The following is a 12,980-nucleotide window of genomic DNA, read 5'->3' as shown; positions in this document are numbered from 1 at the left end:
ATGCCGCAACGCAGCGAATTGACAGTTGCCGAAAGTTTCTTATATCTAGCATTTAACGCAATATTATTGCCATGCTAATTCAGAGAGGCCCGTCATGACCGAAGTTTCCAAGAAAGACCGCCCTTGGCTCATCCGCACCTACGCTGGGCACTCAACTGCCAAAGCTTCCAACGAGTTGTATCGCGGCAATCTGGCCAAAGGTCAGACGGGCCTGTCAGTTGCATTCGATCTGCCGACACAAACGGGATATGATAGCGACCATATTCTGGCACGCGGCGAAGTCGGCAAAGTTGGCGTTCCGGTTGGTCACTTGGGCGACATGCGCGCGCTATTCAAAGACATCCCGCTGGAGCAAATGAACACCTCGATGACGATCAATGCGACTGCACCTTGGTTGTTGTCATTGTATATTGCCGTCGCTGAGGAACAAGGCGCAGATGTCACCAAGCTGCAAGGCACTGTGCAGAACGATCTGATCAAAGAATACCTGTCGCGCGGCACCTATATTTGCCCCCCTGCCCCATCCCTCAAGATGATCGCGGACGTGGCCGAGTACTGCTATACCTCAGTTCCAAAATGGAACCCGATGAACGTGTGTTCCTACCATCTGCAAGAAGCAGGCGCGACGCCCGAGCAGGAACTTTCCTTCGCTCTGGCCACAGCGACCGCAGTACTTGACCAGCTCCGCCCACGCGTAGCCGAAGAAGACTTCCCAGCACTTGTTGGTCGGATTTCGTTCTTTGTGAATGCGGGCATCCGTTTTGTGACCGAGATGTGCAAGATGCGCGCATTTGTGGACCTCTGGGATGAAATTTGCGCCGAGCGTTACGGCGTGACCGACCCCAAATACCGCCGCTTCCGATACGGGGTGCAGGTGAACTCCCTCGGCCTGACCGAGCAACAGCCCGAAAACAACGTTTACCGCATTTTGATTGAAATGCTGGCTGTGACGCTCAGCAAAAAGGCCCGCGCGCGCGCGGTTCAATTACCTGCTTGGAACGAAGCCCTTGGCCTGCCGCGTCCGTGGGATCAGCAATGGTCCATGCGCATGCAACAGATCATGGCCTATGAAACGGACCTGTTGGAATTTGACGATCTGTTTGACGGCAATCCCGCAGTCGATGCCAAGGTCGAAGCCCTGAAAGAAGGCGCACGTGCCGAGTTGGCGCATCTGGACAGCATGGGCGGCGCAATCGACGCTATCGACTATATGAAATCCCGCCTTGTAGACAGCAATGCAGAACGACTGGGCCGCATTGAATCCGGTGAAACCATCGTTGTCGGCGTGAACAAATGGCAAAAGGGCGAACCATCGCCGCTGATGACAGGTGACGGCGGCATTATGATTGTGGACCCTGCGGGCGAAGCCGAGCAGATCGATCGCCTAAACGAATGGCGCTCTGAGCGGGACGACAGCAAAGTAAGAGCCGCGCTCAAAGAACTACGCGCTGCCGCTGAGGAAGGCCGCAACATCATGCCCGCCTCTATTGTCGCCGCAAAGGCTGGCGTCACAACGGGCGAATGGGCGGAACAAATGCGCGCCGTTCACGGCGAGTACCGCGGCCCCACAGGTGTCGGCAAAGGCCGCTCAAACAAAACCGAGGGTCTGGATGAGTTACGCGCATCCGTTGATGCTGTCAGTGACCGCCTTGGCCGCCGCCTGAAGTTCCTCGTTGGCAAGCCCGGCCTCGATGGCCATTCCAACGGTGCAGAACAGATCGCAGTACGTGCGCGTGACTGCGGCATGGACATCGCCTATGAGGGCATCCGCCTCACCCCGTCCGAAATTGTAGCCGCCGCAAAAGCGGACGACGCGCATGTGGTCGGCCTGTCCATTCTATCCGGATCGCATATTCCGCTGGTCGAAGATTTGATGTCTCAAATGCGCGATGCGGGCCTTGGGGCCATTCCCGTGATTGTCGGTGGGATTATTCCAGATGAGGACGCCAAGCGGTTGCTCGCGATGGGCGTTGCACGGGTCTATACGCCCAAAGATTTCGAACTCAATACCATCATGGCTGACATCGTGACTTTGGCTGATCCCGCCTCTATTGCGGCGGAATGACGCCAAGCGGACCTAAATTAGGACTGTAATTTCAGATTATTTGGGCTAGGGGCGTTCTTAGGAAACTAAGGAGGCCTCCTTCAATGAATACCGAACTTAAAACGATGACTAGCAAAGAGTTGGAAAAACTCTTGGTTGATGCGAAGAAAGAATTACAGATTACAAAGGCACGTGATCGCCGCAAAGCGCTCAAGGCTGCTGAACGCGCTGCAGCCGAATTTGGATTTAACCTCAACGAGTTGCGCGAAGACGCGCCTGTCGAAAAGAAAAAACCCAAAGGCCCGAAAAAGCCTGCAAAACCTTCCAAACCAAAATACGCAAACCCCGCCGATCCATCACGCACATGGACTGGAAAAGGGCGTCAGCCGTTGTGGTTTCTTGCAGCGGTTGAAAAAGGAATCGATCCTACCGATTTGGAAATCTAAGGGACGTTCAATTTGCGCGGGTGGTTGGGCGTAGGTTCGCCTACCCCCGCGCGAACCCTAAACGGCGAGTGCCGCGCGACCAAAAATAAATTTCCAGCGGCTGCCGTCCTTCATAATGATCTCTCCGCCCCCTGCGCGCGGCGTTTCATAGGTGGCCGTGCCGACCCCCGTCAAACCGTTTGAACACGTGACCGGAAACGTAACCATTTTAGTTTCAGATGCGGGACGGTATCGGCCCTGACATGAGGTTTTACCATTGCTGGCCTGAAACCATCCTCCCTCAAGGAAGGTCGCAGTGGCCGTTCCTTTGAATACTGTATTGCCGGGGCCGACCACGGCAACAGGGTGGCTGACATCGCAAGCTGCCAACAGACCCAAGCCAATTGCAGCGGTTACACTTATCAAACGCATGTCTTTACCCTTTTTATTTGTTACCGCTTCATCAAAGCTGATTTTTCTTGTGCCTTCGAGTATGGAATTCCGCCATTGGAACTTGCTCCTACTGCACAGGGTGGGCATCTTGGCTGCAATCCACAAAAAGGAATGACAAATATGACCGTTCACATTGGCGCCGCTCCTGGCCAAATTGCACAAACCGTACTTATGCCCGGTGATCCCTATCGCGCGCGTTGGGCAGCCGAGACGTTTCTTGACGACGCTGTGCTTGTAAACGAAGTCCGCGGCATGTTGGGGTTTACTGGCACGTGGCGCGGCCACCCTGTCACTATTCAAGGGTCAGGCATGGGGATGCCGTCGCTGTCCATTTATGCAAATGAACTGATCAGCAGCTATGACGTACAAACCCTTATCCGCATCGGTTCATGTGGTGGCATGCAGCCTCATGTGGGAATCCGCGACGTAATTATCGCAATGACGGCCAGCACAATCACGTCTCCCTCTTCAGGTATCATGCGTGAGTTAAACTATGCACCCTGCGCGGATTGGGGTCTGCTGCGCGCAGCCGTCGCCGCAGCCGAGGCCAAAGGCACCAAAACACACGTTGGCGGCATTTACTCATCCGATGTGTTCTACGCCGAACGTCCTGATCTGGATGAACAGATGGTGCGCCACGGTATCTTGGGCGTCGAAATGGAAGCCGCCGAGCTGTATATGCTTGCCGCGCGCCACGGTCGCCGCGCGCTTGCCGTGCTTACCGTGTCGGACCATTTGCAAACCGGCGAAGCCTTACCCTCCGAAGAGCGCGAACGCTCATTCGGGGATATGGTCGAAATCGCACTGCATGCTGCCTTTGACGAAGGTTAAACCCTTAGATCGCAGTCACCTACCATGGCTGCGATCATACCCGTTCACTGGCAGACTAACCCAATCCTTTAACGTCCCCGGTTCTGGCGCGAATGTTTCGACCAATAGCGGATGGCATTGCGCCTGATCGGATGAATGCACCGTGCTGCAATCCCCTCCGGGGCATGCGCTAAGCGCGCCCAGTAGATCAATCTCAGCAAAGAACTCTAGACTGTCGCCGACCCGTACAGGGCTGGCTTTCATAAAATACTGACCTGTATCGCGGGTGAAGCCAGTACACATAAAAACATTCAGTACGTCATGCACATGGGGTTCGGCCTCAGCAGGCGTAACGCCCAGATGATCCGCCAATGCCCGCGTCAGGTTTGAGTGGCAGCAATGGTGGTACTGGCCGCCTGACAACAGATTATGCGTGTAAGGATCACATCGTGTCCCGATCACATCGTGAACCGAGCCGCCGAACTCATCCATGCCGTACCATTCAAGACTATCGTGGGTGATCGTCGCCATGGGCCGCATCGCGGAAAAGCTGGACCACACGCGCTGACCGCGCGTGATATGGGTTCCATGCAGTGCACGCGTCTTTCCCGAATAGAACCGCTCACTTAGGTCATTGGCGTTCCAAAGGTTCAGATCGCCAACTTGCGATCCTTCAACGCTGGAAATGCGAAAGAAATGGCCTGCAGGTACAGTGAATGTCGCGGCATCGCGCGGCGGGACAATGACCTCACCCGTTTTAGTAAGCGTCGCACGTGCCGCGTCCAACAGGGGCATGTCAGGCGCAGGCAATGTTTCCACCGGATAACAGATGACAGGTGCGATGGCGCGGCGCGCATCGGCGTCTATTGGCGCGCTCATGCGTTTTGCCCCGCGGCGCGACCTGAAAACAGGCAGCCTCCTAAAAATGTTCCTTCAAGAGCGTTATAGCCGTGATACCCGCCACCGCCAAAGCCGCTGGCCTCACCGGCAGCATACAATCCATCAAGAACCTGACCATCCGGCGTCAGCACACGTGATTGCAGATCAGTATGGATACCGCCCAGCGATTTACGCGTGATCACGTTCAGCCGCACGGCGATCAGCGGGCCGTTTTTGCGGTCCAGAATGGCATGAGGTTTTGCAGTCCGAATTAGCTTGTCCCCTTTATAGCTGCGCGCGCCGTGAATTGCAGTGATCTGAGCGTCCTTGCTGAATTTGTTGTTGAGCTGCAAATCACGGGCCTGAATTTGCGCGCGAATATGGTCCAATTTGACGGGTGCATTTGGTGTCAGCGCGTTCATCCGCCCCACCAGTGTTTCCAGATCATCCGCAACGATGAAATCCACGCCTTTTTCTTTGAACGCTTCAACCGCTGGCGTGGCTCCCTTGCCCAAACGCGCGCTCAAGACTTCACGCCAACCACCCTCGGTCAAGTCGGCATTCTGCTCTGATCCCGACAGGGCAAATTCCTTTTCGATGATCTTTTGCGTCAGGATAAACCAGCTGTGTTCGCCCACGCTGAGAATGCGTTTCAATGTGCCAAGCGTATCAAAGCCCGGCATATAGGGCGCTTCCATCCGATCGCCTTTGGCATCAAACCACATCGAGGACGGGCCCGGCAAAATGCGGATGCCGTGGTTGGGCCAGATCGGATCATAGTTTTGCAGACCTTCACAGTAGTGCCACATGCGGTCTTCATTGATCAGCCCCGCACCTGCCTTGGCCGAGATGCCATGCATCCGGCCATCGACATAGTCAGGCACACCTGCCACCATGGTTTTGGGAGCCTTGCCCATCCGCGCTGGCCAATGTTTGCGCACCATGGCGTGGTTCCCGCCAATACCGCCGGAGGTCACAATCACCGATTCAGCGCGGTGTTCAAACGCTCCAATGACCTTACGAGAGGTCGATTGGCCACGCCGCGCGGTAGTGTCTTCCAAAACATCGCCAGTCACTCCTTTGACGGCACCATTTTCAACGATTAGCCCATTGGCGCGGTGCCTAAATCCCATCTTCAGATGACCGTCCGCCGCATAGCGCACCATCAAATCCGCAAAGGGTTTCACCACTCCGGTGCCAGTGCCCCATGTGATGTGAAAGCGGGGAACAGTATTGCCGTGGCCATTCGCCAATGCGCCGCCGCGTTCGGCCCAGCCGACAACGGGGAACCACCGCATGCCCAAACCGTGTAACCAGCTGCGCATGTCTCCGGCGGCGAATTCTACAAATTTCTCTGCCCATGCGCGCGGGTTTGCATCCTCATCACGGTCAAACTGCGCAGACCCCTGCCAATCGCTCCACGCAAGCTCGGCACTGTCTTTGATGCCAAGGCGGCGCTGCTCGGGGCTGTCGACCATAAACAAACCACCTAGGGACCAGAACGCCTGCCCACCAAGGCTTTGTGGCCCCTCCTGATCCAACATCAATACACGGCGTCCCCGCAAAATTGCTTCATGCGCTGCAGTCATGCCAGCAAGGCCTGCACCGATGATGATTACATCTGCGGAAAAGTCGCTCATTTGTAGGTCCCCATATTATTCAAGGAACGCTACACTTCCTTCGTCATGCATGTCGAGGATAACGCGAGGTTCAAAGCGAGGAGCTGCCCAAGCCTTTTTTACAGCTCAGCGGCGGCCCTTTCGTTGCAGTAAACGCTTCGGCCCCGCACGCAACGCATCGGTACATCCGCAAACTGCCTTTGTCGCCGGTGCGGTTTTCACGCCACCGACATCCCCGCACTTCGCGGTTTCGCCACGCGAGATAGACAACAACACCAAAAATGATGGGCGCAAAAAGCAGGATCATTAGGTGAACTGCACATCTATGGCCCAAAGATGCGGGCGCTCACGTGAGCGTGCGATATAGGCTGCGCCGTCGCCCCAGCCGTGCCAACCTGCTTTTGGTTCATTCTCGATTTGTAACACAAAGTCCCATGTGTCTTTGCCCGCAGTGTAATCCCACCAGGGCTCTGATTGTATCGTAGCAGGCCAACCGCCCAGTTTAGTCAGTGCAATGGTCTGCGCCCAGTCATAGGCGCTCACATTATTTACCTGCGTATCCACGGCCTGCCCTGCCACATCATGATTGGCGTAATCAGGTTGCGCCTCAATCCATGCCCCAAGACGGGGAGACAAAGGGCTAGCGTGCGCCGGATGACGCGGAATTGTGAGCCCCTCCAGCGTAGAATAGCTGCGCAATACCCATGTTGCCTGCGGATCAGGCCGTGCAGTGTTAATGATCCGTGTTGGGGACAACGCATCATCTGGTGATAGAAATATTGTAATCAGGGAAAGGTCGCCCAGCGCGTCAGGTACAATCGGCGCATGGGTTAGGTTCAGTTGGCATATCGGCCACATTGGCACGCCACTTTGCGCGGGCCATGCCTCGTCTTTGAGAGACAGGCGGACAGTCCCGAACATCGACATAAACGGATCAATATTTGCGGGTTTGCTAAACACTATCGGCGCACAGGGCCGAGTTAACGCTAGTTTCAGCGCGGCTTCATCAAGCGGCCCTTGTGGGATCAACGGCGGCGCGGGTAATTGCGCGCCGCCAGTCCATTTCTTCAGCCAGCCAAACACTGGATTTAGCCCTTAGATGCGACGCTCAACCATCAGTTTTTTGATTTGGCTAATCGCCAGCGCTGGGTTCAAGCCTTTAGGACATGTCTTGGCACAGTTCATAATTGTGTGGCAGCGGTATAGTTTGAAGGGATCCTCAAGCTCGTCCAGACGCTCGCCCGTGCCCTCATCGCGGCTGTCGATGATCCAACGGTAGGCATGCAGCAAGGCTGCTGGTCCTAGGTAGCGATCGCCATTCCACCAATAGCTGGGGCAGGACGTGGAGCAGCATGCGCACATGATACATTCATACAAGCCATCCAGCTTGCTGCGGTCATCCACCGATTGCTTCCACTCTTTTGCGGGTGCTGGTGTCACTGTTTCCAACCACGGCTTTACGGACGCGTGTTGTGCATAGAAATGCGTCAAATCGGGGATCAAATCCTTAACCACTGGCATGTGCGGTAGTGGGTAAATTTTCACAACACCCTTCACTTCGGACATCCCGTAGGTACAAGCCAGAGTGTTGATGCCATCAATGTTCATCGCGCAAGATCCGCAAATACCTTCACGGCATGAACGGCGGAATGTCAGCGTTGGGTCAATCTCGTTTTTGATTTTGATCAGAGCGTCCAAAATCATTGGCCCACAGGTATCTAGATCAACAAAATACGTATCAACAGCAGGGTTTTTGCCATCATCCGGGTTCCAGCGGTAGATGTGGAATTCCCTGATGTTGGTAGCACCTTGTGGCTTCGGCCATGTTTTACCGCTGGTCATACGGGAGTTCTTGGGGAGCGTCAGTTGTACCATGATGCTGTTCCTTTTGCGTCAATTGGCGCTGTGCGCCTGAAAATCTTAAAGTGCTGTAAGCGCGCGTTCACGCAAACAAGTCTGGGTAGCAGGGCGCGACATCACATTGCGCACTACCGCAACAGTGTCGTCGTCGATCCCTACAATAGAGGCTTTGGCCAGTTCGCGAACTTCGACCGCTTGGGCGTTTTCGATCACGCATCCCGTGAAGGTCTCGATCAAGGACTTGGGCACTTGTGGAAAGTGGATCGCGACAACTTCTGTCACGGCAGATGTCGCGGCCTTTCGGCCCGTTTTATCTGCTGCGTTTTGTACTTCTGTACAGGCCGACAATGCCAATACGCTTGTTAGAATAATTGCTCGGATCATGGTGTGGCCTCTCTGGGCGGTAGGGTCATGTGCAGCTTGGATGTTTCGGCCAATGTGGCCAGCCGTTCTGCATCTTGTTCAAAATGAGGGATCAAACGTTCCATAAAACGTAGATCATGCGCAGCAGTCCACAGCAGCATCTTATATTCAAGATCATCTGCCATGGCGACATCTCGCGCAGTGCTATTGAGGTTCTCCGCCACGGTCCCTTTTTCCTGAAAAGACGAACCGCCCCCATACCGCTGTACGGTCCCACGCTCTAGATCGCGCAAAGGCAGGTTTAGCTTTTTAAGAATGCTTGCGCGGTAGGTCTCGGACGTCATCCATTCATCATAGCAGATGGCCACAATGTCTTGCGCGCCTGCGATACGGTCCAACCCGTCAATGTAACCATTCAAAGAATTCGCCATGATCCGCATGCGATCTGTTGCGCCGTAGCCGTCATTTCTTTTGAGCTTTGCCAGCATGGAAGCCGACCAGTTCAGGAAACTCCGATAGATGATGACCTGACGGGTGAAATCTCCATCTGAAAAACCCTCACTGGCCTTTTGTTGCGCGCCAACGGGCTGCGGCATCCGGTCCTCATAGGAGACAATGACCATCGGCGCGGCACCACCCGCCGCGATGCGATTGGCCTTAGGGACATCTTTATGGGGCTGTACTTGGCCGTCAACGCCATACACATCAAGTGATCCATAGGCCTGCAGAGGATTTTTGTTAAACCGACAGTTATTGTAAAACACACCACCTGTTGCGGCCTGCGGTGCGTTGCGCATCAACCAATCAATAATGGCGTGATTGCCCGAGCGGCGCATGCCAAACACCTGCAAGGCGCAAGCAGGGGAATACCCAGCCTGCGACCATACTGTGTCCATCTGCGCCGCACGTGTCATGTTTAGTAAACCCGTTTTTTCGGCGCGATCTTTTTCAGATCAATCCCGCCTTCGTCGTGGGTGGTCAATGGTTTCAAGTGCACCGGACGGAAATCCAACGCGGCAGCATCGCCCTCAAAGCGGATAAGGCTGTGCTTGCGCCAAGTTTTGTCATCGCGATCAGGATAATCCTCATGCGCGTGGGCACCACGGCTTTCCTTACGCGCAGCGGCAGCGGTGATTGTCGCAACCGCGTTGGGCATCAGGTTGGTCAGTTCCAGCGTTTCCATCAGATCAGAGTTCCAGACAAGCGAGTTATCCGTAACTTTCAGATCGCCCAGTTTTGCCGCAACGCCTTTCATCTTCTCTTCGCCTTCTGCCAACGTCTTGTCAGTCCGGAATACGGCCGCATCCGCCTGCATGGTCTGCTGCATCTCAAGGCGCAGCTCAGCAGTTGGTACACCACCCTGAGCGTAGCGCAGACCGTCAAAGCGATCGAATGCTGCATCGATAGATTTCTGGGATGGTGTCGGTACTGCTGTTGTTGGATCAACAATCTTAGCTGCGCGAATGGCCGCGGCGCGACCAAATACAACAAGGTCAATCAGGGAATTGGATCCCAGACGGTTTGCACCGTGAACAGAGGCACAGCCCGCTTCGCCAACAGCCATCAGACCGGGTGAGACCGCATCAGGACTATCAGCAGTTGGCGCCAACACTTCACCCCAATAGTTTGTTGGAATTCCGCCCATGTTATAGTGCACAGTTGGAAGAACAGGGATTGGTTCTTTGGTTAGGTCCACGCCTGCGAAAATGCGCGCGCTTTCGGTGATTCCAGGCAGGCGCAGATCCAGCGTTTCTTTGGGCAGGTGGTTCAGGTGCAGGTGGATGTGGTCACTTTTATCACCTACACCGCGTCCTTCGCGAATTTCCAACGTCATACAACGGCTCACAACATCCCGCGATGCTAGGTCTTTGTAGGTCGGCGCATACCGCTCCATAAAGCGTTCGCCTTCGGAGTTGGTCAGGTAACCGCCCTCGCCGCGCGCCCCTTCGGTGATCAGAGTACCAGCGCCGTAAATGCCGGTTGGATGGAACTGAACAAATTCCATGTCCTGCAACGCCAGACCAGCGCGTGCCGCCATGCCGCCGCCATCGCCAGTACATGTATGCGCTGAAGTAGCCGAGAAATATGCGCGCCCATAACCACCTGTGGCCAGCACAACCATTTTGGCGCTGAACAGGTGCATGGTGCCGTCATCCAGCTTCCAGCACAGAACACCTTGGCAGACGCCGTCATCAGACATCACCAGATCAATGGCGAAATATTCAATGTAGAATTCCGCGTTATGCTTAAGCGATTGACCATAAAGCGTGTGCAGGATCGCGTGACCCGTACGGTCAGCCGCAGCGCAGGTACGCTGCACGGGTGGGCCTTCGCCGAATTCAGTTGTGTGGCCGCCAAACGGGCGCTGATAAATCTTGCCTTCTTCGGTGCGCGAGAAAGGAACACCGTAGTGCTCCAGCTCGTACACAGCCTTTGGCGCTTCACGTGCGAGATATTCCATCGCATCCGTATCGCCCAACCAGTCAGACCCTTTGACCGTGTCGTACATGTGCCACTGCCAGTTATCAGGACCCATGTTGCTGAGGCTGGCAGCGATACCGCCTTGTGCCGCCACAGTGTGTGAGCGGGTTGGGAATACTTTGGAAACACAGGCAGTCCGCAGCCCTTGTTCTGCCATACCCAATGTGGCGCGCAAACCTGCGCCCCCTGCCCCTACAACAACAACGTCATATTCGTGGGTCTCATATTCATAAGCAGCCATATCGCGCCCTCTTCAAGCTTGGGGGATGTCCGCCTCTGCGGTTCAAACCCTGTCTGTACGTTCGCGGCCCTTGGCGCACGATCATCTGATGTTCTCTAATGACAGACCAGTCGGTCATTCATTTGAATTCTGGTTCAGGTGGCCGACATACCTAACAGGACCGCCACACCTTTTATTTATTCGCTACAGCGCCAGTCGCGCAATCGCGAAGATGCCAATCGCCGCAGCGCCGTAGCTGATGCAGGTCATTACGATAATTGAGATCTTTTGCGCCATGCCATGCACGTAGTCTTCGAGCAGCGTCTGCACACCGTCATTAAAGTGCTTGAACGTCACTGCGATGGTAAGGGCCGCAATAATTGCAGGGAAAGGACGCCCGTAATAGGCAACAATCTCTTCGTAGGTGCCGCCCAGCGCAGCGCCGAATGTAAATACAAACAACGGTAGGAGGATAAGCAACGCAACCGCGCTGACTTTCATCGCCCAGAAGTGCGCTGTACCCGTCTTGGCAGAACCAAGACCTTTTGCGCGCTTGCGGTCTGTCAAATATGCCATGATGCTCTCCTTAAACCGCGATAACTGTGATCAACGTCAGTACAACCGAACCGCCAATAATAGCCCAACCCAGTTTTTCCGCTGTCGGGATGTCCATCGCAATGGCGTTATCCCAAATCAGGTGACGAATACCCGCAAGCGTGTGGTACCAAAGACCAAGAACCGAGAAGAACATGATCAGGTCACCAAACCAGCTGGTCAGGAAGCCGTTCACAATGGCAAAATAGGTGGGTCCGCTTGCTGCGGCGAGAAACCACCAGACAATTAGCAAAGCCGAAATCAACATCGCGTTGCCTGTGATCCGTGTCAGGATCGACGTCATCGAGGTTAGCTGCGGGCGGTAGATCGTCAAATGCGGCGACAGAGGGCGGTTGCCCCGGTTCACATCGGCCATATCAGGCTCCTTTGTGGCTACTTGCTTCTACTACTAACAAACTTTTCGCCGCTGTCACGTGAACAAGCAGTGAATCGGAGGCCTGTTTGTACGAATTGAGCGATAATTTGTCGTACCTCGCAACTTTGTGATCACAGCAGACATCCCTGTGATCACGGGAGAGCCAAACTCAGCTGTCGAGTCGTTTCCCGCTGTAATTTCCGACGGATTTGATCAGGATAATCCTCAAATCCATTTGCTGTGATCACAAAAGCGCCCTCACCCTGAATGAGGTTTTCAAAAAACCATGCGGTTAGGTCATCGTCACCTGTCTCGATTGCCAGTGCATTCACGGTCACATCCGCAGCACCCAAAGCATCGCGATACTCTTGTGGTGCGGGCCCCTCATTTGACACCCCATCCCCTGAAACATCGATCACCTTGCGGCGACAATTGGGGACTTGCGCCAGTACATCTAATGACAAGCCTATAGCCTCCCCAACCGCAGTCGAGAAATTGCGCCAGACACGGGGATCATCGGATATCGCCGTAGCCAGCGCCGCTGCACCAGCAGCATCGTCGATCTGGCGCCACTCAATAGTTTGACGCTGACGGCCACTGCCTGACCATTGGATCAAAGTGACCTGAGCGCGCTGGTCGATCAATGCATCCACAACAGTACCGTCGCGCAGTGCAGCAGCAAGACCATCCATCTGAACGCGATATTCTTGTTGATCTACTGAACCAGAAACATCAACGGCCAATACAAGCGCAAGATCACAAGACCAAGATATGGTCGGCCAAAAAGCAAATAAAAAGGCAGATAGAATGTGCATACTGCCACCTTAACTCTTTCCATCCAAACGTCTATATTACA

At 54.7% G+C, this 12,980-nt stretch carries 14 protein-coding genes; 3 read left to right on the top strand and 11 right to left on the bottom strand.

Annotated features, from left to right (window positions below):
• Positions 1–94 precede the first annotated feature (94 nt).
• Positions 95–2,065 (top strand): protein meaA, encoded by a 1,971-nt coding sequence (locus tag V7775_RS18080; protein WP_335753322.1) that lies wholly within the window; start codon positions 95–97, stop codon positions 2,063–2,065.
• Positions 2,066–2,148: 83 nt separating this feature from the next.
• Positions 2,149–2,490 (top strand): H-NS histone family protein, encoded by a 342-nt coding sequence (locus V7775_RS18075; protein ID WP_335753321.1) that lies wholly within the window; start codon positions 2,149–2,151, stop codon positions 2,488–2,490.
• A gap of 57 nt (positions 2,491–2,547) precedes the next feature.
• On the opposite strand, the gene V7775_RS18070 is transcribed toward V7775_RS18075, so the two are convergent.
• A complete protein-coding gene (locus tag V7775_RS18070) occupies positions 2,548–2,901 on the bottom strand; it encodes a hypothetical protein (RefSeq protein WP_335753320.1) in 354 nt (117 codons plus the stop codon).
• Between the two features lie 141 nt (positions 2,902–3,042).
• Between V7775_RS18070 and deoD the strand changes: the two genes are divergently transcribed.
• Positions 3,043–3,753: a purine-nucleoside phosphorylase gene (gene deoD, locus V7775_RS18065; RefSeq protein ID WP_335753319.1), complete on the top strand. Its 711-nt coding sequence runs from the start codon at positions 3,043–3,045 to the stop codon at positions 3,751–3,753.
• A 15-nt stretch (positions 3,754–3,768) separates the two neighbouring features.
• On the opposite strand, the gene V7775_RS18060 is transcribed toward deoD, so the two are convergent.
• From V7775_RS18060 to V7775_RS18015, 10 genes are all read right to left on the bottom strand, one after another.
• Positions 3,769–4,611: an urea carboxylase-associated family protein gene (locus V7775_RS18060; protein ID WP_335753318.1), complete on the bottom strand. Its 843-nt coding sequence runs from the start codon at positions 4,609–4,611 to the stop codon at positions 3,769–3,771.
• A complete protein-coding gene (locus V7775_RS18055) occupies positions 4,608–6,251 on the bottom strand; it encodes an FAD-binding dehydrogenase (RefSeq protein WP_335753317.1) in 1,644 nt (547 codons plus the stop codon). Before V7775_RS18055 ends, V7775_RS18060 begins: the two co-directional genes overlap by 4 nt.
• Before the next feature lie 285 nt (positions 6,252–6,536).
• A complete protein-coding gene (locus tag V7775_RS18050) occupies positions 6,537–7,313 on the bottom strand; it encodes a DUF1963 domain-containing protein (RefSeq protein ID WP_335753316.1) in 777 nt (258 codons plus the stop codon).
• Positions 7,314–7,325: 12 nt separating this feature from the next.
• Complete coding sequence (locus V7775_RS18045) at positions 7,326–8,105, bottom strand: succinate dehydrogenase iron-sulfur subunit (protein ID WP_335753315.1); 780 nt, start codon at positions 8,103–8,105, stop codon at positions 7,326–7,328.
• Between the two features lie 45 nt (positions 8,106–8,150).
• Positions 8,151–8,474 carry a hypothetical protein gene (locus V7775_RS18040; protein WP_335753314.1) on the bottom strand — a complete coding sequence of 108 codons (324 nt, stop codon included), beginning with the start codon at positions 8,472–8,474 and terminating at the stop codon, positions 8,151–8,153.
• Positions 8,471–9,367: a hypothetical protein gene (locus tag V7775_RS18035; RefSeq protein ID WP_335753313.1), complete on the bottom strand. Its 897-nt coding sequence runs from the start codon at positions 9,365–9,367 to the stop codon at positions 8,471–8,473. Before V7775_RS18035 ends, V7775_RS18040 begins: the two co-directional genes overlap by 4 nt.
• Before the next feature lie 2 nt (positions 9,368–9,369).
• Entirely contained in the window at positions 9,370–11,175 is a 1,806-nt protein-coding gene (sdhA, locus tag V7775_RS18030) for a succinate dehydrogenase flavoprotein subunit (RefSeq protein WP_335753312.1), read from the bottom strand.
• Positions 11,176–11,358: 183 nt separating this feature from the next.
• Entirely contained in the window at positions 11,359–11,730 is a 372-nt protein-coding gene (sdhD, locus tag V7775_RS18025; protein ID WP_335753311.1) for a succinate dehydrogenase, hydrophobic membrane anchor protein, read from the bottom strand.
• A 10-nt stretch (positions 11,731–11,740) separates the two neighbouring features.
• Entirely contained in the window at positions 11,741–12,124 is a 384-nt protein-coding gene (gene sdhC, locus V7775_RS18020) for a succinate dehydrogenase, cytochrome b556 subunit (protein WP_335753310.1), read from the bottom strand.
• 152 nt (positions 12,125–12,276) lie between these two features.
• Positions 12,277–12,939, bottom strand: coding sequence for a DUF1194 domain-containing protein (locus tag V7775_RS18015; RefSeq protein WP_335753309.1), 663 nt, complete (start codon positions 12,937–12,939; stop codon positions 12,277–12,279).
• Positions 12,940–12,980 lie beyond the last annotated feature (41 nt).

This window comes from Sulfitobacter sp., from assembly GCF_036960155.1.
Classification (GTDB): Bacteria; Pseudomonadota; Alphaproteobacteria; order Rhodobacterales; family Rhodobacteraceae; genus Sulfitobacter.
Note: the sequence above shows the minus strand (reverse complement) of the source record. Positions and strands in the feature narration are given on the sequence as shown.

Coding starts and splice junctions, on each gene's coding strand:
- V7775_RS18080 (WP_335753322.1), top strand. CDS start 95: ATGACCGAAGTTTCCAAGAAAGACCGCCCTTGGCTCATCCGCACCTAC.
- V7775_RS18075 (WP_335753321.1), top strand. CDS start 2,149: ATGAATACCGAACTTAAAACGATGACTAGCAAAGAGTTGGAAAAACTC.
- V7775_RS18070 (WP_335753320.1), bottom strand. CDS start 2,901: ATGCGTTTGATAAGTGTAACCGCTGCAATTGGCTTGGGTCTGTTGGCA.
- deoD (WP_335753319.1), top strand. CDS start 3,043: ATGACCGTTCACATTGGCGCCGCTCCTGGCCAAATTGCACAAACCGTA.
- V7775_RS18060 (WP_335753318.1), bottom strand. CDS start 4,611: ATGAGCGCGCCAATAGACGCCGATGCGCGCCGCGCCATCGCACCTGTC.
- V7775_RS18055 (WP_335753317.1), bottom strand. CDS start 6,251: ATGAGCGACTTTTCCGCAGATGTAATCATCATCGGTGCAGGCCTTGCT.
- V7775_RS18045 (WP_335753315.1), bottom strand. CDS start 8,105: ATGGTACAACTGACGCTCCCCAAGAACTCCCGTATGACCAGCGGTAAA.
- V7775_RS18040 (WP_335753314.1), bottom strand. CDS start 8,474: ATGATCCGAGCAATTATTCTAACAAGCGTATTGGCATTGTCGGCCTGT.
- V7775_RS18035 (WP_335753313.1), bottom strand. CDS start 9,367: ATGACACGTGCGGCGCAGATGGACACAGTATGGTCGCAGGCTGGGTAT.
- sdhA (WP_335753312.1), bottom strand. CDS start 11,175: ATGGCTGCTTATGAATATGAGACCCACGAATATGACGTTGTTGTTGTA.
- sdhD (WP_335753311.1), bottom strand. CDS start 11,730: ATGGCATATTTGACAGACCGCAAGCGCGCAAAAGGTCTTGGTTCTGCC.
- sdhC (WP_335753310.1), bottom strand. CDS start 12,124: ATGGCCGATGTGAACCGGGGCAACCGCCCTCTGTCGCCGCATTTGACG.
- V7775_RS18015 (WP_335753309.1), bottom strand. CDS start 12,939: ATGCACATTCTATCTGCCTTTTTATTTGCTTTTTGGCCGACCATATCT.